Here is a 23715-nt window from a genome sequence, read left to right as displayed (position 1 = left end):
GCTGCCGCTATGGCCGAAATAACGATCACCAAGGAAGACGATGGCCGCCATGGCCGTTACCTGGCGCGGGTCGCCGGGATCGAGGATGCGGCCGAACTGGTCTTCACCCATCGCGGCCCCGGCCTTATCAGCGCGGACCATACCGGCGCGCCGGAGAGCCTGAGGGGCACGGGCGCGGCGGCGGCGCTGGTCGATTTCCTCATCGCCGATGCACGGGGCAATGGCTTTCGCATCATTCCCTTATGCCCCTATGTCCGCGCGCGATACGAGAAGCACCCCGATTGGCAGGATGTGATGACCGTCGGCCCGGGCGAAAAGCCGAGCATCGCCGCAAGGCCGCACCCATGACCCGTCTGCTCGGCATTTCGGGCAGCCTGAGGACAGGCTCGTTCAACACCGCCCTGCTCCGCAACGCGGCCGGGCTGGTGCCCGAGGGCGTATCGCTCGATATCCGCACGTTGCACGGCATCCCGCTCTACGACGCCGACGCGGAGGCGGCGAGCGGCCTGCCCGATGCGGTGGTCGATCTGAAGGAGGCGATCGCGTCGGCCGATGGTGTGATATTGGCGACGCCCGAATATAACAACGGGATACCCGGCGTGTTCAAGAACGCGATCGATTGGGCCTCGCGCCCGCCGGGCGACATTGCGCGGGTGTTCGGCGGGCGTCCGTTCGCGATTCTGGGCGCGTCGCCGGGTGGGTTCGGTACGCTGCTGGCGCAAAACGACTGGCTGCCGGTGCTGCGCACCCTTGGTGTGACCTTGTGGACCGGCGGCCGGATGCTCGTCTCGCGCGCGTCGGGGATGTTCGACGAGGATGGCGCGATGGGCGATCCCGGCGTCCGCAATCAGCTCGCGACGTTCCTTGCTGGTTACACCGACTTCATTCGACAAAAGGACGGCTGACACGATGGCGCAAAAGACCATGGCCCATGTTTCCGATGCTCAGGGCAGCCCGCTCGCGGTCGCCATCGAGGTGTCCGGTCATCATATCTTCGGGGACGAACCCCTGTCCAAGGGCGGAAAGAATCTGGGTCCGTCGCCCTATGACCTGCTCGCCGCCTCGCTTGGCGAATGCACCGCGATAACCATTCGCTGGTACGCGATTCGTGAAGGCTGGCCGGTCGAACATGTCGATGTCGAGGTTCGTCATGGCAAAAAGATGGAAGCGGGATCGGAGCAGATGATCGACGAGTTTCACAAGACCGTCACCATCATCGCCCCCGATTTGTCGGAAGAACAACGCCAAAAGCTCTTTGGCGTCTCCGAAAAATGCCCCGTTCACAAAACGTTGACCGGCGCCATCCGGATCGCAACCGAACGCGGATCATAGCCGGCGCCAGCCGGAAATCAGCGCCGTGGGTGAAAAGTGCATCGCGGATGCACCTGGGCCGTGGGTGGACGGCCCTGCGTTGGCGCCGAACGGGTTTTGCGTGTGTCTCGCGTCACAGCATCGTCCGTCTGCATCGCCTATCGGGATGGCATCGGATGAAAAGGCGACGGCAAGGAGATGAAAAGTGAGCGATAGAAAAGACGCCCCTGAAACGATCAGTGACGAAGCGCTCGACGCGGTCAGCGGCGGCCTGCCGGCCGTGCAGGCCGCGCGCGAGGCGGCGCGCCGGGCCAGCGTCAATTTCGTGATGGCGGACGGATCGGTCAAGGCCGGCGACGGATCGGTGAAGCCAGGTGACGGGTCGGTCAAGCCCGCCGTCGGCGGTTAAGCTCCCGGCCATCCTCGGCCCACGGTCGGACTCTAATGCTCGCGCCCCTCGAGCAGCGCGATCAGGCGAACGAAACGGTCGCCCGCCTCGCTGAGCGTGTCGAGCAGGCCTTCGTCGAGTTCGGTCTGCCCGCCCGCCGGGGTCGACAGGCTGCGCAGCCGATCGGACAGGAACACCGCCAGCGCGCGATAGAAGCGCGCCGCGAAGCCACTGTCCGCCGCAAATTCGGCCAGAATCGCCGCGCGCGGCACCGCGAGCACCCGGACATGGTCGCGCGCGGTCACCGTTGCCGACGGCAGCGCCTTTTCCACGAACGACATCTCGCCGACCACATCGCCGAGCGCGAGGTCGGCAACATGCGCACCGGCAGGGCTGGTGACCGCCAGCGTGCCATCGGTGACGAAGAACAGCTCGCCGATCGCCTGCCCCGCCTTGATCAGCACATCGCCGGGCGCGAGGCCGCGGACGCTGCCGTGACGCGACAGCCAGAGGATGTCGCTGTCCTCCAGATCGCCCAGGATATAGAGCGCCTTGCGCATATCAGTCCTCCAGCAATTGGCGGCGCGCGAGCGCGGCAAAGGCGCCATTTCGCGCCATGAGGTCGGCGAATGTCCCGGTTTCGACAAAGCGCCCGCGTTCGAGGACGCAGATGCGGTCCGCATTGCGCACGGTCGACAGCCGGTGCGCGATGGTGATCCGGCTGGCGTCGAGCGCGTCGAGGGTCGCCGCGACTATCGCCTGCGTCGCATTGTCGAGCGCGCTGGTGGCCTCGTCGAAGAACAGGAGGCGCGGCCCTCCGGCGAGGGCGCGCGCGATCAGGATGCGCTGGCGCTGCCCGCCCGACAGCGTCCCCGCCCCTTCGGTGACCATCGTGTGCAGCCCCATCGGCATCTGATCGAGGTCGTCGGCCAGCCCCGCCGCATCGGCCGCCGCCTGACATTGCTCGAGCCCGGCATCGCTCGCGCCGCGAATATTCTCCATGATCGTCCCCGCGAACAGCTGGCTCGACTGGAGCACGACGCCGATCTGGCTGCGCAGCCGTGCCGGATCGAGGCTGGCGAGTTCCTGCCCGTCATAGGCGATCGACCCCGTGGTCGGCGTCTCGAAGCCGAGGAGCAGCCGCAGGACGGTCGACTTGCCCGACCCCGAGCCGCCGACGATCGCGACATGCTCGCCCGGCGCGACGCTCAGCGACAGGTCGGCGAGCAGCGGCGCCATGGCCTGGTCGTAACCGAAGCTGAGCCCCGACACCTGGATATCGCCAGTCAGCCGCCCGGGGTCGGCGCGGCCGCCCGCCGCCTCGATCTCGGCGATCAGGATCGGGCGTGCGCGCTCGGCCAGCGGGCGCGCGGTGTAGATCGCGAGCAAAGAATCGCACAGCGCGACAAGATTGCCCTGAAAGATCGCGAAGGCGGCGAGGAAGCCGATGAACTGCCCCGGCGGCACGTCGCCCGACACGAGCAGCGCCGCGGTCGCGAACAGCGCGATCAGGCCGATGATCCCCCAGGCATCGGCGAAAGCGCCGAAATGCACGCCGATGCGCTGTCCCCGCGCATCCGCCGCGCGTTCGAGCGTGTAGGCGCCCGTCCAGCGATCCAGCATGCGGTCTTCCGCCGCCGCCGAGCGCAATTTGGGCAGCCCTTCCAATATCTCGAAGGTGAGACCAGCGAGCTTGCCGTCGCGTTCGGCTGCCTCGCGCAGCGGTGCCGCCTGTGCCACCCGGCTGACCGCCACCGCAGCGATATAGACGAGGGTGACGCCCAGCCCCGCGAGCGCCATGCGCGGTTCATAGACGAACAGCAGCACGAGGTAGAAAAGCGAGAAAAAGGCGGTCAGCCCGGCGTTGAGCAATATGCTTGCGACCAGCGCGCGAATACCTTCCAACGCCTCGATCCGCTGGTTGAAATCGCCCGGCGACAGCGTCTTGAAGAAACGCGCCGGCAACCGCAGCACGCGATCGGTCACCCCCGCCGCCATCGCGACCTGGCCGCGCCCGGTGACACGCGCGACGGCGAGCGCGCGCACCGCGGTGAAGGTGGTCCCAACCAGCGCCGCGATCACCAGCGCGATACCAATGCCGATCAGCAACCCGCCGGCGCCGCCGGGGACGATCTCGTCGAATATCCAGGCGCTGGCGACCGGAACGATCAATCCGAGCAGCGCCGTGCCCAGCCCCGCGCCGGCGATCAGCGGCAGTTCGCGCCGGATGCCCGCGGCGACGCTCACCGCCATCGGACGGAACGACGACAGGTCGCCGACCAGCGGCGCATAGAAACGCCAGCACAGCGGGTGTACCTCGCCGGGATCGAGCGTGTGGCCTTCGGCATCGCGATAGGCGCCGCGCTGCCACAGGGCTGCGCTGACATCGCCCTCGCCGTGCTGCACCAGCATCGGCCCCGTATCATCCTTCCACCAGCCCGGCGCCAGGATCGTCCGCCCGGCGCGCAAACCAGCGATCCGCGCGAGAACCGGGGCCTGCGCAAAGTCCATGCGCGCACCGCGAAAGATCGCAGGGTCTACCGTTTGACCGAGCGCCTCGCCGAGCGCTGCGATCGCCCGCGCGATCTGGTTGCCCTCGACGCTGCCCGGCGGCCCCGCGCCGAGCCGGTCGATCAGCGACGCGTCTCGCGCCGCCGCTTCGACCGCAAAGGCCGCGTCGACTGCGGCGCCGGGATCGTCGTCCGCGAATGTCCCTGCGGGCAGCGGCACGAGCGTGCAATCATCGAGCACAACGACGACGAAGCGCCGGGTCCCTTCGGGCAGCGGCGCGACATGCCCCTCGGTCTCGACCAGTTCGACGAAGCGCCGCCGCTCGGCCGCCACCAGATAGAGTTCGAGGCGCCCCGCCGCGACGCGCCAGCCGGAGCCGCCGTGCGGCAACGCCCGGGTCGCACCCGCAGCCAAGGCGATCGGTCCAGTCACGCCTCGACCAGCCGCGCATAGGCGCCGCGCCCGGCCATCAGTTCGCCATGGTCCCCCGCCTCGACCACCCGCCCCTGTTCGAGCACGAAAATCCGGTCGCAATCGCGGATCGCCGACAGCCGATGCGCGATGATGATGCAGGTGATGCCGCGCCGCCGGATCGCCTCCATCACCCCATGTTCGGTGACCGGATCGAGCGCGCTCGTCGCTTCATCGAGGATGATCAGGCTCGGATCGCTGGCCAGCGCGCGTGCGATTTCGATCCGCTGCCGCTCGCCGCCCGAAAAATTGCCGCCACCCTGCGCGATCGGCGCGTCATAACCGCCGGGCCGCGCCGCGATGACGTCGTGGATCATCGCATCGCGCGCCGCGCGGATCATGTCGGGTTCGGGCAAAGCGTCATTCCACAGCGTCAGATTGTCGCGCACCGACCCTTCGAACAGCATCACATCCTGCCGCACATAGGCGAGGCGGTGCGCAAGCGCGGCGCGTGGCCAGCCGAGCAGCGCGCGGCCGTCGAGCAGCAGGTCGCCGCCGCGCGGCTGTTCGAGCCCGGCGATCAGCTTGCCGACGGTCGATTTGCCCGACCCCGACGGCCCGACGAGCGCGATGCGTTCGCCGGGCAGCAGATCGAAGCTGAGCCCGTCGATGAGCGGCGGATCGAGCGGCGCATAGCCGAAGGACAGGTCGCGCGCGCTCACCCCTCCCTGCGGCAGCCGTCCGTCGGAGACAGGATCGGCGCGATCGAAACGCGGATCACTCGCCTCGGCCAGCACATCGTCGAGCCGCCCGGTGTAGGAGCGGATCTGGTGCAGTTCGGCCCCGAAACCCGCAAGCGCCGCGACCGGCGCGACAAAGCTTGCCGCCAGCGTCTGATAGCCGACGAGTTCGCCCAGCGTCATCGTCCCGCCCATCACGGCAAAGCCGCCCCACACCAATATGGTCGCGATAATCAGCGCACTGATCAGCGCCGGCATCGGCTGCACAAAGGCGGCCAGCCGAGCGACCTGTTGCTCGCCGTTCTGGACGGCAATCGTCAGGCCGGTCCAGCGCGCGAACAGCATATCCTCGCCGCCCGACGCCTTGAACGTCTCCATATCCTTCAAACCCGCGACACGCGCCCCCGCGAGCTTGCCGCGGTCGATCGATATCTTGCGATAGCGGTCGGACAGCAGGCTGTTCGACCGCAGCAGGACGGCGGCGTTGAGCAGCGCGAGCGCGGCGACCGCCAGCGTCAGCGCCCAATGATAAAAAAGCAGCACGATCAGGAAGAACAGCGCGCTGACCAGATTGACCGCCGCCTGCGCCAGATGGCCGGTCAGCAGCGTCGCCAGCGATTCATTGAGCTTCACCCGGTCGGCGATCTCGCCGGCGAAGCGCTGGTCGAAAAAGGCCACCGGCAACGTCAGCAGCTTGCGCATCAGCGCCCCGCCGGTGTTGAGGCTCATCGCCATGCGCGCGCGGAGCAATGTGCGCTCCTGCAGTTCGAGGAGGATGAAGCGGACCAGTGCGGTCAGCGCCATCCCGATCAGCAGCGGCAGCAACCAGTCGGACAGGCCGCGGACGAGCACATAATCAACAAAAATCCGGCTGAACACCGGCAGCACAACCCCCGGCACCACCAGCGCCAACGCGGTCAAGACCACGAACCACAGCGCGGTGCGTACCCCGTCGAACCGCTGACGCAGCGACTGCGCCAGGCTGGGGCGGCTGTCGCCCCGCTCGAAACCGGCGCCGGGGACGAAGGTCAGCACGACACCGGTAAAGCCATCGGAGAATTCAGCGATCGTCTCGCGGCGGCGACCCGACGCCGGATCGTTGAGCCAGACCTGGCGCGCGTCGATATGCTCGACGACGAGAAAATGGTTGAAATGGACAAAGGCGATCGCCGGCAATGGCAGGTCGGCGATATGCTCGGGCTCGGCCTTCAGCCCCTTGGCCTCCAGCCCCAGCGCGCGCGCCGCGCGCAGCAGGCTCGACGCCTTGGTCCCGTCGCGCGACACCCCGCACAGCGCGCGCAGTTCGTCGAGCCCCATGTGGCGGCCATGCGCGGCAAGGACCATCGCCAGCGAGGCCGCCCCGCATTCGGCTGCTTCGAGCTGGAGCACCGTTGGCGTGGATCGGCGCCGTGCCATTCGCTAGTTACCGGCGCCCGGCACCAGCAATCCGATGATGCGCCGGTCGGCGACCACCACCCTGCCCGCTACGATCGATCCCGCGCTGATCGCGCCCGGCGGCCCCTTCGACGCCGACCAGGCAAAGCCGCTCGCATTGGCGGCGTCGCGGTCGAGCAATATCCGCACCTCGATCGGCGCGCCGCGCGCATTGAGCTCTGCCACCAGTTGGTCGTTGCGCAGCATGCGCCTCATCCCTTCGGGGGTCGCGGGCAGCGGCGCGACCGACGCGACGCGGCCGCGGATATGGCCATAGACCGCACGCTCGACCGCGGTCGGCGTGATCTCGGCGCGCATCCCCGGCGCGATGCGCTTGCCTTCGGCGGCGGGAACATAGAGCAGCGCCACGAGCCCGCCCTGATTGGGCGCGACGGTCGCGAGCGCGGTGCCGGGGGCGACGATGTCGCCGGTCCCCAGCTTCACCTCGGTGACGCGCCCGGCAACGGTGGCGCGGATCACCTCCTCGTCGCCGAGCCGCGCCTCGAGCCGCTCGATCAGGCGCTGCTGCGTATCGACCTCGCGCTGTTCGTCAAGCAGGGCGAGACCGCTGGTGCCCGATCGCGCGTCGGCGTCGACCCGCACTCGCAGCGCCGCTTCGCCCAGGTTCGACAGTTGCTCGCGCACCGCCGCGAGTTCGATCTGGACATCGACCAGCTGGTCCTGGGTGATGAAGCCGCGCGCGATCAGTTTCTCCATCCGGCCCGCGCGCTGCTCGAGATAGCTGGCGCGGCTGGTCAGCGCGCGGCGGCTTTCGGAGATCGTCGCGAGCCGGGCGCTGTCGGCGCCGCGTTCGCGCCCGCCCTGTTCGCCGTAAAAACCCTGCAACCGCGCAAGCCGCGCCTGGGCATCGCGCAGGTCGAGGCGGGCGTCGGCCAGTTCGCGGGTGAGCTCGGTGCGGGCGATGGTTGCGATCGGTTGGCCGATCCGCACCGCATCGCCGGGGATGACCAGCATGGTCTGGATACGGCCATCCTGCGCGGCGGCGATTTCAGCGAGGCCCGACCGGTTGATCAGGATGCCGCTTGCACCCACGGTCACGGGCGCGCGCGCAACGCTGGCCCAGATCAGCGCCGCGACCAGCGCGACGGCGAAGGCGCCGAGCAGTATCCACGACGGGCGCGGCACCAGCGTCAGTGGGGCGTCGAGCCGCTCCGGATTCGCCATGCGATCCAGCGCCGTCTGCCGATAGATGGTTTCGCTCATCCGCGTGCCGCCCCTGTTGCCATGCGCACGCGACCCATATTGTTCTATCCGCGCACATGAACCGATTTTCCCCGTTGTGACAAGGGTGTCGGCATCGCTGTGACGCAAGGCACACTATCGCGCGCGGAATCGGCTATGCAGGACGCCTGTCGGGAAGGATATTCCGACTCGGGCCGCAACCTGTCGAACCGCCGCCTCCGCGCGGCGTTGTTAGGAGAATTGCGATGACCAGAAAGACCGACAAAGTGACCAGGGCGGGCGCCGTCGAGCTGAGCGAGGACGCGCTCGGCCAGGCATCGGGCGGCGCAGGCCCGACCTATATCAAGCTCGACCCCGACTTTGGCAGCGTCGTGCAGAAGGTCAACGAGGTGAAGCTCAGCCCCGCGACCGCCGCGAACAAATATACGCCCAACCCGGTGAAGTTATGACGGCGTAGCGGAGGATCGCGCGCATGGCGCCGCACGACACGACGGCGGGTCCGTCCGACAGCATCGACGGCTATGTCGGCGACTCGCTCTATCCGAGCAGCTTTCATGCGAGCTTCGCCCCGCCAAATATCGACGCGATGCTGGCGCATGTCGGGATCGCGTCGCCGCGCGGTCATGGCACGCGCTCGCCCTTCACGATGGTCGATATCGGCTGCGGCGACGGCATCGGGCTGATCCTCAACGCTGCCGCGCATCCCGAGGGGCATTTCATCGGTATCGACGGCAATCCGAACCATGTCGCGCGCGGCGCGGCGATGGCGGCGGAAATCGGCCTCGATAACATCGAACTCCATCATCAATATTTCGACGCCGCGCTGGCGGCACAAGCCGGCGACGCGGCCGATTATGTGCAATGCCAAGGCGTATTGGCCTGGGTCAGCGAAACCAATCGCGGCCATGTCCTCGACCTCGCCGCCCATATGCTGAAACCCGGCGGGGTGATGGCCGTCGGCTATAATTGCCTGCCCGGCTGGACACCGATGGTCGCGTTCCAGCAAATGCTGTGGACACTGGCGGACGGCCTGCCGGGCACGCCGACCCAGCGGTTCGAAACCGCGCTTGAACAGCTACGCGCGACCGGGATATTCGAAGCGGGCCATTGGGAATGGATCGACGAGATGCGCGGCCGCCTGCCGACCGATTATTTCGCGCATGAATATCTCAATCGCCACTGGACGCCGCTCTGGTCGGGCGCTGTTCTCGAAGCTGCGGCGGAGCGCGGACTGGCGCTGGCCGGCCAGGCGAGACCTAACCGCTTGCGCGCCGATTTTGCCCTGAAGGCGGCATGGCGCGAAACACTGTCCACGATCGCCAATCCCGCCGCGCGCGAATGCGCGCTCGACCTGCTCACCCGCAACTGGTTCCGCACCGACCTGTTCGTGAAACAGCGCTACGCGCGGCTTTCAGCGACCGAACAGGCCAAGGCGCGGATGCAGGGCTGGTGGTCAGCCCCGCGCCCGCTCGGCGAAGCCAGTTTCGAGGCCCGCACCGCCGCCGGCACGATCCGTTTCGACAACGATGCGGCGCATGCGATCCTGCGCGCGCTCGAAAACGGGCCGCAACCGCTGACCGCCGTGGCTGACATCGGCGAGGCCGATCTGTTCAACGCCCTCGACGCGCTCTTCATGGCGGGCGAAGTGGTCCCCGCCGACCCGCCGGCCGACGTGCCGCTGGCGGCGGCGACCCACGCCGCCTTGCTGCGGCTCGACGCCGCAACGATCAATGGCGCGGTTTCAAGCCACGGGGTCATCGGGATTCCGCGCGGGTCGCTACGGCCGTGACTTCGCAAGTCGGACGCTAGCCGAAAGCAGTCGATTGGCGCCAAAGTATCCCTATCAACTGGTCAGCAGCTTCAGGCCCGAAAACAGCAGGACAGCCGCAAGCGCCGGACGCAACAGATGATCGGGCGCACGACTGGACAAGAGGCTGCCGACGATCACGCCGGGGATCGATCCCACCAACAGGCTGATGAGCAGCGTCGGATCGACATCGCCATAGAGCCAGTGCCCCGAACCCGCCACCAGGGCCAGCGGAACCGCGTGCACGATATCGGTGCCGACAATCCGCGAGACCGGCAGGTGCGGGTAGAGCATCAGCAGGGCGGTCACGCCGATCGCCCCCGCCCCGATCGACGAGATGGAGACCGCAACTCCAATGAACGCGCCGAGCATCACGGTCGGCAGCAGTGCCCGCCCATCGTCGGGACCTTCGTGCCGCCGCGCGAACCGCATGAGATGTCCCTGAAAAAACGCGGCGAACGCCGTCAGGATCAACATAAAGCCCAGAAACAGAATGATGACATGCTCGGCACCGTCGCCGATACTGCCGAGCCCCTGCAACGCGACGACCGAAAGGACAGCGGCCGGGATCGATCCTGCGGCGAGACGGCGAAAAATATGCCAGTCGACGGTGTCGCGCCAGCCATGGACGGTGCTCCCCACCGTCTTCGTCAGCGCGGCGAACAGAAGGTCTGTGCCAACGGCTGTCTTGGGATTGACGCCGAACATCAGCACCAGCAGCGGCGTCATCAGCGACCCGCCCCCAACGCCTGTCAGCCCGACCATGATGCCGACCAGCAAACCCGCGGTCGCATGCATCGTGTCGACATGTTCAAGCAGATTTTGGAGCAACCCGATCACCCAGGAATTGACAGACGCATCCGACCTTCTGACGAAGGCCGTTCGGACTGTCGAATGAATTTGCTGTCATCGGCGCTGATCCGCCTGCGACGCCTTGAGCAACGCCTGGGCCAAGAGGGGCAGGGTTTCCACGAACCCCGTATCGTTTCAGGCAATCGACGACGGACGCGACGGCGGCAAGGGTTTCGCGCGGATCGCGTGTGCAAATCGTGTCGAGACCGAGCGTCTTTGCGCAATGGTCATTGCCCGCATGGGCAAGCATCCAGATTTGGCGTTTTAACCGTTCAATCGCGCCCGGTGCAGCCGGGCGGACGGGGCCTCAGCAGAGCGCGACCGGCAGCGGCGCCCGTTGTTCGACCGTCATCGACCGCCAATGCGCCATTGACGAAGAGTTTCCGAACACCGACGCTCAGTTCGCGCGGGTGCATATAATCGGCGCGCGGCGCATATTGGGCAGGATCAAAGACGAGCACGTCCGCAAAAAAGCCTGGACGCAGGTAACCACGCCCGTCGAGCTTGTAGATGTCGGCGGTGCGGCCGGTCGATTGACGGATGAAGGTCCGCAAGTCGATGACCTTGCGCTCGCGGACGTAACGCGCATATTTTTCGGGGAAAGTCGCGAACATGCGGGGATGGCCATCCGACCCGTCGGATGACGTCACCATCCACGGCTGCGTCATCAACAGGTCGACGTCCGCCTGCGCCATGTTGAAGGACGCGACGGCGGCGCCGCCGCCCTTCTGTCCCTCGCCCTTCGCCTCGATACCCTGACGGATGATCCGCAGCGCCGCGTCGCGCGGATCCGCCCTCCACTCCTCTGCAACCTGTTCCAGCGTCCGGCCGGTCCAGGGAAAGCCCTGTGCGATCAGGAGCAACGCGCTGGCCCCGCCGCGCCGGCGAAGATTGTCCTGCATTTCGCCCCGGATCCGCGCCAGCGTGACGGGATCGTCGAGCCGCTTCAGCAACGCCGCCCCGCCGCCATCGACCGCCCAGCGCGGCAGCAGCGACGCGTCGAGACTCGATCCCGACGCCAGCCAGGGATATTGGTCTGCAGTCACGTCGACCCCCGCCTTGCGCGCGGCGTCGATCGCGGAGATCACCGCGCCGGCCTGACCATGAACGTCGACGCCGAGCGCTTTCAGATGGGCGAAATGGACCGGCATTCCGGCCTGCCGGCCGATCTCGATCGCTTCCTCCACCGACCCGAGCAGGCCGATGCTGTAACTCGATTCGTCGCGCTGGTGGGTGTCGTAAAGGCCGCCGCGGATCGCCGCCTCGCGCGCCACGGCGACGACCTCGCCGGTGGTGGCGAAGCTTTGCGGCGCATAGAAAAGCCCCGTGGAAAGGCCTACCGCGCCTTCGCACATGCCCTTGGCGACCAACGCCTTCATCGCATCGAGTTCGGCCGAGTTCGGCGCGCGCGCATCCTGACCCAGCACCCGCTGGCGCACTGGTCCGAAGCCAACGAAGGGCACGATATTGGTGCCGATCCCCGATCCGGCCAGCCTGGCGGCATCCTCCGCGACGTCGGGCGTGCCATAGCCATCGACCCCGATCATCACCGTGCTGACCCCTTGGGCCAGCCAGGCGGCATTGACGCGCACCGTCGGGTCGGGCGAGCGGAGGAAGCTGTCGGCATGGGTGTGCGGATCGATGAAGCCGGGCGCGACGATCAACCCCTTCGCGTCGATGACCCGGGGCGCCGAATAGTCGCCGGACGGGCCGACATGGACGATCCGGTCGCCCCGGATCGCGACGTCGCCGACAAAGGGTTCGCCCTCGCCGCCGTCATAGATCGTCCCGCCCCGGATGATCACGTCGACCGCCTCGTCCGGCCGCGCTGCGGCGCCGGCCACGCAAAGCAGCGCCGCAGCGGCCGACAGCGAAGCGATCGTCCGGCGAACGGAAAGCGAAGCAAGCGACGACGGCATCGGCGTGATCCTTCTGTTGGGCAGTTGCGACCGCCGGCCGGGGCGCACCCTCGGTCGGCTTTTTCCGGCGATGAGGATGTCTCGAATAAGCGCCCCGCGTCCAGAGAGTGTAGTTGCAGCCCCTATAACCCAATGGCATAAGATCGAAAACCAGCGTCGATATTCGGCCGAAACAGCGGCAAATTCTTGCCCGACAACCGCAGCTTTGGAGCCACAACGCGATGAACCTGCGCCAGATCGAGATATTTCACGCAGTCTTCCTGCACGGCACGGTCAGTGCCGCCGCCCGGTCGCTCAACGTCTCGCAGCCCTCGGTGACGAAGGTGCTGCGCCACGCCGAACGCTCGATCGGGCTGACGTTGTTCGAGCGGTCGAAAGGGCGGCTGATCCCGACGCAGGACGCGCGCACCCTGTTCGCCGAAGTATCCGACATTCAGGACCGGGTGCGGTCGCTGCGCCAGGCGTGCCAGAACCTGCGCCACGGGCGCGGCGGCCTGCTCCGCATTTCGGCGCTTCCGTCGCTGGGGCTCGGCGCGATCCCGACGGCTGTCGCCCGGTTTCTGGACGATCATGCGGACGTCATGTTCGATCTCCAGACGCTGCACCATGATGAAATGGTGCGTAAACTCTATGAGCATGAAACCGACATCGCGATCAGTTTCGAGGTGCCGCTGTCGGCTCCCGTCGCCCATCAGGTGATCGGCGAGGGCGAACTGGTGGTCATCTACCGCGAAGAGGATATGCCGGCCGCGCCCCCGCGCCTGCGCCTCGACGAACTGTGCGGGCACAAGTTCATCAGCCCGGCGCAGAGCGGCCCGATCGGACGGATGCTGTCGAGCGAGCTCAATCGGCTGGAGGTCGTGCTGGACGAGGTTGTTTCGGCCCGCACCTATTATGTCGCCGCAGCGCTGGTCAGCGCGGGAGTCGGCATGGCGATCGTCGACAATTTCACGGCGCACGCCGCGCTGCCGCCCGGGCTGGCGAGCCGGCCGCTGCAGCCCGCGATCACCTTCGACATCAACGCGGTCTATCTGCAGAATCGCCCGCCGTCGCGGACGGCGTCGGCATTCCTCGCCGTACTCGCGACGGTGATCGAAGGTCTATAGCGTCAAGCTATAGGATATGGGGCGCTGGATATTGGGGCGTTGCGACAGGGGAAGCTATTATCGGCCCCATTACCATCAGGCAGGTTCCCGGATCCATGATCGAAACGCCCTATCTTCTCTATCTCGGCCATTCCAGCGACCCCGCTGACATCAAGACTTCGCGCGGACTGGCGGTGTTCCGGCCCGACATCTGCGTCGGCGAATATCGTCACGACGATTGCCCGTTAACCCTGGACCTGCCGCGCATGGATTTCGCCGCAGCCCACGCCGCCGGTGCGCGGACGCTGGTGCTCGGCATCGCCAATGCCGGCGGCAGGCTGGGCGAGGATCTGATCGTAGATGCGCTGGCCGCGATGGAGGCCGGGCTCGACATCGCTTCGGGGCTGCACCATCGGCTGAACGCCGAACCGCGGCTGATCGAGGCCGCGGCGCGGCGCGGCCGCCAGCTGCACGATGTGCGCGACCCGCGACCCGATATCCCGATCGGCAACGGCAAGCCCCGCGCGGGCAAAAGGCTTCTCACCGTCGGCACCGATTGTTCGGTCGGCAAGATGTACACGACGCTCTGCCTCGCTGCCGCGCTCGACAAGCGCGGCGTGGCGGCCGATTTCCGCGCGACCGGACAGACGGGCATCTTGATCGCGGGTGACGGCGTTCCGCTCGACGCCGTGGTCGCCGACTTCATCTCGGGCGCGATCGAACAGGTTTCGTCCGCACGCAGCGATGACGGCTGGGATCTGATCGAGGGGCAGGGTTCGCTCTATCACCCCTCGTTCGCCGGCGTATCGACGGGGCTGCTGCACGGCGCGCAGCCCGACGCGCTCGTCCTGTGCCATGACCCGGCGCGCCCGCATATGCGCGGCCTGCCCCATTATCCGCTGCCCGGCATTGCCGAAACACTGGAAGCCAATCTGCGCGTAGCCCGGCTGACCAACGCGAATGTGCGGGTTGTGGGCATCGCGCTCAACACCTCGGCCATGCCCGAGAACGAGGCACGTGCCCTGTGCGCCGCGACCGAGGCCGAATTCGGGCTGCCGACCAGCGATCCCTATCGTTTCGGGGTCGAGACGATCCTCGACCGGCTGCTGGAAACCGGTGCCGCCACACACAGCGTCGCCGAAACCGCCTGACGTCGCGATGGCACGCAGCCTGTCGACCCTCGGCGAGATCCTGCCGCTCCACACGCCCTTTCGCATTTCGCGCGGGGTGAAGACCGCGGCGCAGGTCGTCACCGTCGCGATCGCGCAGGACGGCGTCATCGGGCGCGGCGAATGCGTGCCCTATCCGCGCTACGGCGAGAATGAAGAAAGCACCATTCTGACGATCGAGGCCGCTCGCGATGCGATCGAAGCGGGCGCGACGCGTCAGGAATTGCTCGGCATCATGCCCGCCGGCGCCGCGCGCAACGCGGTCGATTGCGCGCTGTGGGACCTCGAACTGCGGCTGGCGGGAAGCGATATCGCGGCCGCGCTCGGCCTCGAAAAGCCGCTGCGCCCGATCGTCACCGCGATGACCGTCAGCCTCGACGCCCCCGATCGCATGGCGGCCGCCGCCGCCGCGCTCGCCGATGCCCCGCTCCTCAAGATCAAGGTCGACCGGAGCGATCCCGCGGCGCAGATCAAGGCCGTCCGCGCCGCGGCGCCGGCGCCGAAGATGATCGTCGATCCCAATGAAAGCTGGACCATCGCCGAAGTCCGGGCCCTCCAGGACCTGCTCACCGAGCTGCGTATCGACCTGCTCGAACAGCCTTTGCCCGCCGATGCCGACGACGATCTGCGCGGTTTCCGCTCGGCGATCCCGATCGCGGGCGACGAAGCGGTGCATGTCGCCGCCGACCTCGACACGCTGCCCGACGGCTATGGCGTCGTGAACATCAAACTCGACAAGACGGGCGGGCTGACCGCCGCGCTCGACCTGGCGCAGGCGGCGCGCGCGCGCGGGCTCGATGTGATGACGGGCTGCATGATCTGTTCGTCGCTGTCGATCGCGCCTGCCTGGGCCATCGCGGCCAACAGCAGTTTCGTGGACCTTGACGGACCGCTCTGGCTTGCAGAGGATCGCGCGGGCGGGGTCAGCGCGGCGCACGGCATCATGTCGCCGCCGCAGCCCGGCTTCTGGGGTGGCATTTGACAGGATCGGGGCACAGGGGCGAATGACGGGACTGCTTCGCCGCTGGGTCGCGGTGCCGCTGTGGCAAAGGGTGCTTGGCGCGCTCGCGATCGGCGTGGTGCTGGGACTCGTCTGGCCCGCCGCGACTGGAGCGATCGCCATCGTCGGCGAACTCTTCGTCCGGCTGATCCGGATGCTCGTCGTCCCGATCGTCTTCATCAGCATCGCATCGGGGGTCACCGCGCTCGCCGACCCGCGCAAGCTGGGATCGGTCGGCGCACGCACCGTCGGGATGTTCGCGGCGACGACCTTTTTCGCGGTGTCGATCGGAATCATCGTCGGCCTGTTGCTCGAACCCGGCAAGGGCGCCGCGCTTGCCGGTGCGGTCCCGCATGCGCTGGGCGAACCCAAATCGCTGCACGACCAGCTCGTCGGGATCATCCCCACCAACATCGTCCAGTCGCTGGTCGACGGCGACATGCTGGCGATCATCTTCTTCTCGATCCTCTTCGGCTTCGGCGTCATCCTCGCCGATGACGAAGGAAAACCAATGGCCGACCTTCTGCAATCGGCGGGCAAGGCCCTGTTCCACGTCGTGCGGATCGTCATGGAGGTCACGCCGTTCGGCGTCCTCGCGCTGATCGCCAAGGCCGTGGCGGACAATGGCGTCGCGGTCTTCGCCAACATCGGCTGGCTCGCAGTGGGGGTCGCCGTCGGCGTGCTGCTGCAAATCCTGCTCGTGCACATACCGCTGCTCGTCCTCGTCGCGCGGCGGCCGGTGCTGCTCTTCTACCGCACGATCGTCGATGCCCTCGCGGTCGCCTTCTCGACCGCCTCCTCCGCCGCCACCCTGCCCGTGGCGCTGCGCATCGCGCTCGAGGATCTGAAGATCGCACCCGGCGTCGCGAAGACCGTGCTGCCCATCGGCGCCAGCATCGGCAAGGACGGCACCGCCATGTACGTCGGCCTGCTCAGCATCTTCGCGTTACAGGCGGTGGGGGTCGAACCCGACCTGCAGATGCTGCTCGTCGTCCTGCTCACCGGCGCACTCGCGGCCTTCGGAACGGCGCCGATCCCCTCGGCCTCGCTGTTCATGCTCGCCGCGGTGCTTTCGGCGGTCGGCGTGTCGCCCGAACAGACCGCGCTCGTCGTCGGCTTCGTCCTGCCCTTCGACCGCCTGCTCGACATGACGCGCACCGTCGCGAGTGCGAGCGCTAACCTGACCGTCACCACCATCGTCGCACGCTGGGAGAAGGCGGACGAGACACCACCGCCCGCTGACGCAAGACCAGCGCCATGACGACAACGCTCGCGGCCGGCAGCCCGATCGAAGGGCTCCCCTTACCCGCCAAGCCCTCCGCACGGCGTCTGTTCGGCCTCTACCTGCTGCTCGGCTTTGCCGCCGGGCTGCCTTTCTACATGTTCAACGCGGTGCTTACGCTTCGCCTGTCGAAACACGGCGTCGACATCGTCATCATCGGTTTCTTCGCCTGGATCGCGCTGCTGCCGACCTTCAAATTCCTGTGGGCGCCGTTGGTCGAGCGCTATGACGTGCCGGGTTTCGCGCGCTTCTGGGGGCGGCGGCGCGGGTGGATCATGTTGTCGCAACTCGGCATCTTCACCGCGATGGTCGCCATGGCCTTCACATCGAACGATAAAAGCCTGCCGCTCACCGCGCTTTTCGCGATCCTGCTCGCTTTCTGGACCACGACATTGGAGGTTGCCGCCGACGGCTGGCGTATCGAGCTCGCCCCGACGCAGGCCGAGCAGGCACCGATCGTCGCCGCCAATCTATGGGGCTATCGCAGCGCGATGGTCGCGGCGGGCAGCGGCGCGATCCTGGTGGCGGCGCGCGCCGACTGGACGATCGCCTATCTCGTCATCGCCTTCGCCGCCTTCCTGCCGTTCCCGATCCTCGCCGCGATGCGCCCCGAACAGGCCGGCACGCGCGGTCGCCTGAGCGCGCTGGTCGCCGGGACGCTCGCCAGCCTCGCCATCCTGCTCGCGACCGCGCTAGCAACCGCAGCAGTCGGCTGGGTCGTCCTGTCGGCCGCCGAAAGCGCGGGCATCTCGGCGAAGACGAATGTCACCCCCGTCGTCCTCGCGATCGCGCTGCTCCCCTTCGTCGCGCTCGCGCTCGCGCTGCCGCGCATTAACCGCCTGCCCGCCGCCGCGCTGGCGAGCAAGCCGGGCTTCGCCGCCGCCTATGTCGAAATCTTCTGGCGTTACGGCTATGCCGTGCTCGCGGTGCTCGCCTTCGTCTCGCTCTATCGCATGGGCGACGTGCTGACGCTCACCCTGTCGCACCCCTTGTGGAACGAGGCGGGCTACAGCCTCGACCAGATCGGTTTCGCCGACGGCGTCGTCGCATTGTCGGCGAGCATGGCCGGCGTCGCGCTCGGCGGCTGGCTGTCGACGCGGCTGTCGCTCGGCTGGACGCTCGGCATCGGCGCGGTGACCGCCGCGCTCGGCAACTGGATCTATGTCTGGCTGTGGCACAGCGAGCCATCGTCCTTCATCCTCTATACCTCGGTTGCGATCGACCAGTTCGGCAATGGTTTCGCGGGTGCGGTGTTCGTCATCTATCTGTCGATGCTGGTCAGCCCGGCCCATCCGGCGGCACAATATGCGCTGCTCTCCGGCTTCGCCTTCCTGCTGCCCCGCCTGCTCGCGGGTGCATCGGGGTCGATGCAGACGCAGATCGGCTATGACGGCTTTTTCCTGCTGTCGGGGGCACTGAGCTTCGCCGCGATCTTCCTGTTGCCGGTCATCGTCCGCGTGAAGGCGCGCGCGGCGACATGACGCTGGAGGCCATCATCGACGCGGGTTTCGCCCCTGCCCTCGAAGCCGTCGAAAGCGGCCACATTCCAGGCGCTGCGCTCGGCCTCGTCGATGCCGAGGGCCGCACCGCCGTGCACCTTGCGGGCATGGCCGCGCTCGTCCCCGAGCGCGAGGTGCTGACCCGCGGCCATTGGTTCGACCTCGCCTCGCTCAGCAAGGTGATCGCGACGACGACGATCATCCTGAAGCTTGCCGAAGCGGGCCGCCTCGACCTCGACCGGCCGCTGACCGACGCGATCCCCGACCTGCGCCAATATGACGTCGCGAACGCCGCCGAACGGCGGCTGACCTTCCGCGACTGCCTGATGCACCGCAGCTTCCTGCCCGCGGTCGAACCGATCTACACCTATGGCGACGATCCGGCGCGGCTGCGCGCCTTCGTCCTCCAGCGCGAATGGCGCCACGGGCCGCCCGTCTATTCGGACATCAATTTCATCCTGCTCGGCATCGCGATCGAGCGGATCACCGGCGCGCCGCTCTCCGCGTGGCCGCTCGGCGAAGCACTGGCTTTCGGTCCGCCGCCCGGCCCGGCGGTCGCGACCGAGCATTGCAGCTGGCGCGGCCGCGTGATGAAGGGCGAGGTCCACGACGAAAACGCCTATGCCCTCGGCGGAGCGCCCGGCCATGCCGGGCTGTTCGGCACCGTCGACGGCGTGCTGGGCTTCGCCGCCGCGATGCTGCGCGGGGAAATCCTGTCGCCTGCGATGATGGCCGAAGTCCGCACCGCGGGTGCGAACCACCGGACCTGCGGCTGGGAGCGCGCCTTTGCCGGCTGGCACGGCGGCACCGCCTGCTCAGCCGACACCATCGGCCACACCGGCTTCACCGGAACCGGGCTGTGGATCGATTTCGAGCGCGGCCTCGCCTGGACCCTGCTCACCAACCGGGTCCACCCGACCCGCCATTTCGACAGCGGCATCGTCGCGCTCCGCCCCGCTGTCGGCAACGCCCTCATCACGGCATGGGACGAACGGACAGACCGATGAAAATGACGATCAAGAGCTTCGCCCTCGCCTCCGCCCTCGCGCTGTCGCTTGCCACGGTCCACGCCCAGACGGCACCGACCACCCCGCTGCTCTCCACCGTAGAACAGACGCTCGCCACGGGTCCCACCGGCACGCGCTACGGCCTGCTCGTCACGACGCTCGACGGCGAAACGCTCGTGTCGATCGCCCCCGACCAGCGCTTCATTCCGGCGTCGAACACCAAGATGTTCACGACCGCCATCGCCTATGCCGAACTGCCTCTGCTCCAGCAGACCGCAAAAGGCACGGGCGTAAGGCTCGAAACGGCCGCCGATGGCAAGGTCGACGTCGTGCTTCATGGCCGCGGCGACGCGGTGCTTTCCAGCGCCGACGACTGCAAGACCGATTGCCTCCAGACGCTCGCCGACGCGGTCGCTGCGAAGACGCGCCATGTCCGCAACATCGTCGGCGACGACAGCTGGTTCCCCGACGAACGCTGGAGCCCGGGAATGAGCTGGAACAATATCCAGTCGCGTTACGGCACCGGCATTTCGGCGCTGACGCTCGACGACAATGAACTGGTGGTCAAACTCGCACCGGGCGCGCTGGGTGCGGCGCCCGCCATTCAGGCCCTGGGCTATTACAGCATCGAAAATCACGTCACGACCGTCGCGGGCAAGGAGGACAAGGTCGCCGCCGACCGGATGCCCAACAGCCGCATCCTGCGCCTGACCGGCACCATCGGCGCCGAGGCCGCGCCGATGACGCTACGCTACGGCATCGACGATCCGGCGCATTATGCCGCGTGGCGCCTCAGCGAATTGCTGCGCGCGCGCGGCGTACGCGTCGACGGCGAGATCGCGGCCCGCCACCGCCCGCTGACCACCGCCGACGATCCCAAGACCCGCGACGGTGCGCCGGTCGCGCTGCCCGCCGAACCCGCGATGCTCGCCGAATTGCCCGCGCCGTCGCTCGCCGAGAATATGATCCGCATCAACAAGGAGAGCCAGAATCTCCACACCGAACTGATGCTGCGCCGCGTCGCGCGGCAAACCGGCAGCGGTTCGATCGCCGACGGTCAGGCGGTGATGCGCAAGGTCATGAGCGAAGCGGGCCTGCCCGCGACCAGCTATTTCTTCGCCGACGGATCGGGCATGTCGAGCTACAACCGCATCTCCCCGCGCGGTGCCGTCGGCCTGCTGAGCTGGATATCGCGCCAGCCCTGGGCCATGGCCTGGCGCGAAACATTGCCGATCGCCGGGCGCGACGGCACGCTGCAGAACCGCTTCAAGGGCACGCTCCTCGAGGGCAAGCTCTTCGCCAAGACCGGCTCGCTCAACGCCTCGCGCGCGGTGTCGGGCTATCTCGTGACGCGCAGCGGCAAGACCTTGATCTTTTCGGCGCTCGCCAACGACATACCCGACGAGCTCGACAGCCAGGCCACCGCCGCCGTCGACCGCGCGCTGGTGACCATCGCCGAGGCGCTTTAGGCGGGGTTCAGCACCAACCGCCCCGCGGCATGGCGGTCGACCGCCGCCTTGCTGTACCAGAGCGGCTGCATCGTTCCCGCCAGCCACAGCGGATAGAAATCGCGGTAGCGCGGCGAGCGCGGGTCGGCCGACTGGCCGGGCAGCAGCAGGTAACGGCTGTTGTCCCACGCGCCGACGTCGGCCACGAACAAATAGCTCGCGCCATGCGACACGTCGAAATTGCGCCGCGCGTTGAAACCGCGCGCCATCGGCGTGTTCCAGTCGCCGCCCGAGCGCCCGCCCATGATCTTCGGGAAGGCCTCGGCAATCTTGCGGTTCGACGCCGCGAGCGGATGCTCGATCGTGACGCGGTGCAGGTCGCCCCAGCGCCAGCTTGCCGGATCGGGCCCGCCGACCTCGACCGCCTTTTTCCAGCCCGCGACCAGCGCGCCGTCGACCAGCGCATCGCGCGCCGCCGCGGGATCGTCGCCGAACCTCTTGTCGAGACCCGCCAGCATGCGCAGCATTTCGGCGAGGTTGAGCGAGGTAACGAGGTCGCGCGCCGCCGCCGGCACGATGCGATCGTAAACCGCGGTCGACAGCAATGGCAGGACCATCTCATAGAGCAGCGCCGCAGCGCTGTCGGCCTCGATCCCGCAATCCCAGCGCTTGAGCAGCGCCGCCGCCTCCGCCGCTTCGGCCGAAGGCGCGGCGGGCAGCATCTTGGCGAGTGCCCGCGCCGGCAGCGACTGGACGTCGTGCTGCAACGCGATGCTGTCCTCGATCCGGTGCTTGGGCTGCGCGCGCAGCACCTCGGCGCAGCGATCGTAACGGAAGGGATCGCTCCAGCTGAAGCTGATGATCCGCTCGCGATAGGGATAATCCTTCGGCAGGTTCATCTGGTTGGCCGAGGCGAACCAGCCCTCGGCGGGGTTATAGACGTGCGGCATATCCTCGACGGGCAGGATGCCCGTCCAGTCATGGTCGCCGTCGCCGGGCGCCGGGAACAGCCCGTCGTGCTTCGGCCGCCGCGGGGTAAAGCCGATCGTCTGCCAACCGGTGTTGCCGTCGATGTCGGCATAATGGAAATTGGTCGGCGAGACGTGGAGCTTGAACGCTTGGCGCAGCGACGCCCAGTCGGTCGAAAGGTTGATCGCGATCATCGCGAAGCGCGAATTGGCGCCGGGGAGCATCGCGACGGTGGCAAAGGCGACCGCGCGATTTTGCGCCGCATCAGCCGATACGATCGGGCGGCCACCCGCATAGCGCAGCGTCACGCGCTCAGGCGGCGCGCCCTTGACGAGGATTTCGTCCTCGAACATCTCGAACGCCTTCCATTCGCCCTTGTGCCAGTAACGGCCGGGGTCGCCCTCCTTGGTGCGCAGGATGAACAAATCGCTCTGGTCGATGTGGAAATTGGTGCGGCCGAAGGCGAAGCGGTCGGTGTGCCCCTGCATGATCCCGGGCAGCCCCGGCGCGCCCGCGCCGATCACGTCGAGCCCCGGCGCCGTCAAATGGCACATATGGCGCGGACTCGACCGTCCGATGCCGAGATGCGGGTCGTTGGCGAGGATCGGGCGCCCCGTCGCGGTGCGCGACGGCGAAACGGTCCAGGCGTTGCTGCCCTGCGCAAAACGGTCTTCGCGGCGCGTTTCGGGGTCGAACCAGGCTTCCTGCAGCGGCTCGAAGCCCCCCGGCCGGTTGGCGGGGTCGAGCAAGCCGAGGTCGGCCTCGCTCACCGCCGCGGTGTCGAGCCCGTCGGGCACGGTGAAGGACCAGGCCGGGCGCAGCGGCGCCATCAGCAGCTCGGCATCGAGCAGCCCGCGCGCATGGAGCATCGCGCGGCGCACCTCGTCGTCGGCGTCGCCCATGCCGATCCCGCGCCCCCGCACCATGTCGCGCACGTCCCAGCGCAAGGGAACGATCCCGAGGATGCCATATTCGAGCGGCAGCAACGACGGGTCGGCGGCCAGCTCGTCGATGCGCGCGTTGACGCCCGCGACATAGCCCTTGGCGCATTCTAGCACGCCCGGCGGCAGCGACGCGAGCTCAGCCTCGATATCGCCGCGATAGAGGAACAGCCGCGCCGCCGTGTCGGCGGCGACGAAGCGCGGTCCGAACGCCTCGGCCATCCGGCCCATGTCGCGGCGATGCTCCATGTCGATCTGGAACAGACGGTCGCGCGCGACCAGATACCCCTGCCCGAAGAAGGCGTCGTGCAACGAGGCGGCGCGGACGTGCGGCACGCCCAGTTCGTCTTCGATAACCTCGACCGGCGCCCGCGCGCCGGACAGCCTGGCGGTGCGCGAGCTCTTGCCATCCTTGACCGCGGGTTTCGCCAAAAGGGTTCCAGGCAGCGCAACAAGCGCAACCGAAGCCAGCAGAAACGCACGGCGCTGGATCAACAGAGCCTCCCCGATAAGGATTGAAGATGACGAGGCCGACTCTATCGCAGCGGAGTGCGGCCATGCCATAGCAAGCGGACCGCGCCCTATAACTGCAAGCTATTCCGCGCCCGGCCTTCATCGATTTCGGCGACGCTATGCCTTGGGGCTATAGGTCCATATCGCCAGGGTAATCGCGAAGCTGTTGACCGGCGGTAACCACCCTGTAACCTCCCCGTCACGGAACGGTCTATCCGCGCACCTC

At 67.6% G+C, this 23715-nt stretch carries 21 protein-coding genes; 14 read left to right on the top strand and 7 right to left on the bottom strand.

Annotated features, from left to right (window positions below):
- The first annotated feature begins 9 nt into the window (after positions 1-9).
- From AC3WS4_RS10885 to AC3WS4_RS10870, 4 genes are all read left to right on the top strand, one after another.
- Positions 10-348: a GNAT family N-acetyltransferase gene (locus tag AC3WS4_RS10885; protein WP_492738819.1), complete on the top strand. Its 339-nt coding sequence runs from the start codon at positions 10-12 to the stop codon at positions 346-348.
- Positions 345-905, top strand: a complete 561-nt coding sequence (locus AC3WS4_RS10880; RefSeq protein ID WP_492738821.1) for an NADPH-dependent FMN reductase — start codon at positions 345-347, stop codon at positions 903-905. The genes AC3WS4_RS10885 and AC3WS4_RS10880 overlap by 4 nt, the downstream gene beginning before the upstream one ends.
- A complete protein-coding gene (locus tag AC3WS4_RS10875) occupies positions 817-1332 on the top strand; it encodes an OsmC family protein (RefSeq protein WP_492742777.1) in 516 nt (171 codons plus the stop codon). The genes AC3WS4_RS10880 and AC3WS4_RS10875 overlap by 89 nt, the downstream gene beginning before the upstream one ends.
- Positions 1333-1516: 184 nt before the next feature.
- Positions 1517-1720 (top strand): hypothetical protein, encoded by a 204-nt coding sequence (locus AC3WS4_RS10870; RefSeq protein WP_056348035.1) that lies wholly within the window; start codon positions 1517-1519, stop codon positions 1718-1720.
- Between the two features lie 32 nt (positions 1721-1752).
- Here AC3WS4_RS10870 and AC3WS4_RS10865 read toward each other — a convergent pair whose 3' ends face one another.
- Genes AC3WS4_RS10865 through AC3WS4_RS10850 form a run of 4 tightly spaced genes read right to left on the bottom strand, consistent with a single transcriptional unit; the run spans position 1753 to position 8019 of the window.
- Entirely contained in the window at positions 1753-2259 is a 507-nt protein-coding gene (locus tag AC3WS4_RS10865; protein WP_492738825.1) for a cyclic nucleotide-binding domain-containing protein, read from the bottom strand.
- A 1-nt stretch (position 2260) separates the two neighbouring features.
- The gene (locus AC3WS4_RS10860) at positions 2261-4642 is read right to left on the bottom strand and encodes an ATP-binding cassette domain-containing protein (protein WP_492738827.1); all 2382 of its coding nucleotides are present in this window, start codon (positions 4640-4642) and stop codon (positions 2261-2263) included.
- A complete protein-coding gene (locus AC3WS4_RS10855; protein ID WP_492738829.1) occupies positions 4639-6777 on the bottom strand; it encodes an NHLP family bacteriocin export ABC transporter peptidase/permease/ATPase subunit in 2139 nt (712 codons plus the stop codon). The genes AC3WS4_RS10860 and AC3WS4_RS10855 overlap by 4 nt, the downstream gene beginning before the upstream one ends.
- Before the next feature lie 3 nt (positions 6778-6780).
- Positions 6781-8019, bottom strand: a complete 1239-nt coding sequence (locus AC3WS4_RS10850) for an NHLP bacteriocin system secretion protein (RefSeq protein WP_492738831.1) — start codon at positions 8017-8019, stop codon at positions 6781-6783.
- Between the two features lie 224 nt (positions 8020-8243).
- Here AC3WS4_RS10850 and AC3WS4_RS10845 point away from each other — a divergent pair, with 224 nt between their 5' ends.
- On the top strand, positions 8244-8447 hold the full coding sequence (locus AC3WS4_RS10845; protein WP_492738832.1) for a hypothetical protein: 204 nt from the start codon (positions 8244-8246) through the stop codon (positions 8445-8447).
- Between the two features lie 23 nt (positions 8448-8470).
- On the top strand, positions 8471-9787 hold the full coding sequence (locus AC3WS4_RS10840) for a methyltransferase regulatory domain-containing protein (protein ID WP_492738833.1): 1317 nt from the start codon (positions 8471-8473) through the stop codon (positions 9785-9787).
- Between the two features lie 54 nt (positions 9788-9841).
- Here the strand turns inward: AC3WS4_RS10840 and AC3WS4_RS10835 are convergent, their stop codons facing one another.
- The gene (locus AC3WS4_RS10835; protein ID WP_492739175.1) at positions 9842-10603 is read right to left on the bottom strand and encodes a sulfite exporter TauE/SafE family protein; all 762 of its coding nucleotides are present in this window, start codon (positions 10601-10603) and stop codon (positions 9842-9844) included.
- Between the two features lie 136 nt (positions 10604-10739).
- Here AC3WS4_RS10835 and AC3WS4_RS10830 point away from each other — a divergent pair, with 136 nt between their 5' ends.
- Positions 10740-10925 (top strand): hypothetical protein, encoded by a 186-nt coding sequence (locus AC3WS4_RS10830; RefSeq protein ID WP_156377712.1) that lies wholly within the window; start codon positions 10740-10742, stop codon positions 10923-10925.
- A 4-nt stretch (positions 10926-10929) separates the two neighbouring features.
- Here AC3WS4_RS10830 and AC3WS4_RS10825 read toward each other — a convergent pair whose 3' ends face one another.
- Positions 10930-12576: an N-acyl-D-amino-acid deacylase family protein gene (locus AC3WS4_RS10825; protein ID WP_492738835.1), complete on the bottom strand. Its 1647-nt coding sequence runs from the start codon at positions 12574-12576 to the stop codon at positions 10930-10932.
- Positions 12577-12797: 221 nt separating this feature from the next.
- On the opposite strand from AC3WS4_RS10825, the gene AC3WS4_RS10820 reads away from it, so the two are divergent.
- From AC3WS4_RS10820 to dacB, 7 genes are all read left to right on the top strand, one after another.
- Positions 12798-13682 carry a LysR family transcriptional regulator gene (locus AC3WS4_RS10820; protein ID WP_056348052.1) on the top strand — a complete coding sequence of 295 codons (885 nt, stop codon included), beginning with the start codon at positions 12798-12800 and terminating at the stop codon, positions 13680-13682.
- A gap of 95 nt (positions 13683-13777) precedes the next feature.
- Positions 13778-14812, top strand: coding sequence for an N-acetyltransferase DgcN (dgcN, locus tag AC3WS4_RS10815; protein WP_492738838.1), 1035 nt, complete (start codon positions 13778-13780; stop codon positions 14810-14812).
- A gap of 7 nt (positions 14813-14819) precedes the next feature.
- Complete coding sequence (gene dgcA, locus AC3WS4_RS10810; protein WP_492738840.1) at positions 14820-15812, top strand: N-acetyl-D-Glu racemase DgcA; 993 nt, start codon at positions 14820-14822, stop codon at positions 15810-15812.
- Positions 15813-15834: 22 nt separating this feature from the next.
- Positions 15835-17091 (top strand): dicarboxylate/amino acid:cation symporter, encoded by a 1257-nt coding sequence (locus AC3WS4_RS10805; RefSeq protein ID WP_492738841.1) that lies wholly within the window; start codon positions 15835-15837, stop codon positions 17089-17091.
- Positions 17088-18593, top strand: coding sequence for an MFS transporter (locus AC3WS4_RS10800; protein WP_492738844.1), 1506 nt, complete (start codon positions 17088-17090; stop codon positions 18591-18593). The genes AC3WS4_RS10805 and AC3WS4_RS10800 overlap by 4 nt, the downstream gene beginning before the upstream one ends.
- Entirely contained in the window at positions 18590-19618 is a 1029-nt protein-coding gene (locus AC3WS4_RS10795) for a serine hydrolase domain-containing protein (RefSeq protein ID WP_492738846.1), read from the top strand. Before AC3WS4_RS10800 ends, AC3WS4_RS10795 begins: the two co-directional genes overlap by 4 nt.
- Entirely contained in the window at positions 19615-21087 is a 1473-nt protein-coding gene (dacB, locus tag AC3WS4_RS10790) for a D-alanyl-D-alanine carboxypeptidase/D-alanyl-D-alanine endopeptidase (protein ID WP_492738849.1), read from the top strand. Before AC3WS4_RS10795 ends, dacB begins: the two co-directional genes overlap by 4 nt.
- Here the strand turns inward: dacB and AC3WS4_RS10785 are convergent.
- A complete protein-coding gene (locus AC3WS4_RS10785) occupies positions 21084-23408 on the bottom strand; it encodes a penicillin acylase family protein (RefSeq protein WP_492738852.1) in 2325 nt (774 codons plus the stop codon). The two genes, dacB and AC3WS4_RS10785, sit on opposite strands and share 4 nt — an antisense overlap.
- Between the last annotated feature and the right edge of the window lie 307 nt (positions 23409-23715).

Source organism: Sphingopyxis sp. EU05-FHT14B03 (genome assembly GCF_058790875.1).
The sequence above is the reverse complement of the archived record's forward strand: the minus strand, read 5'-3'. Positions and strand labels throughout refer to the sequence as shown.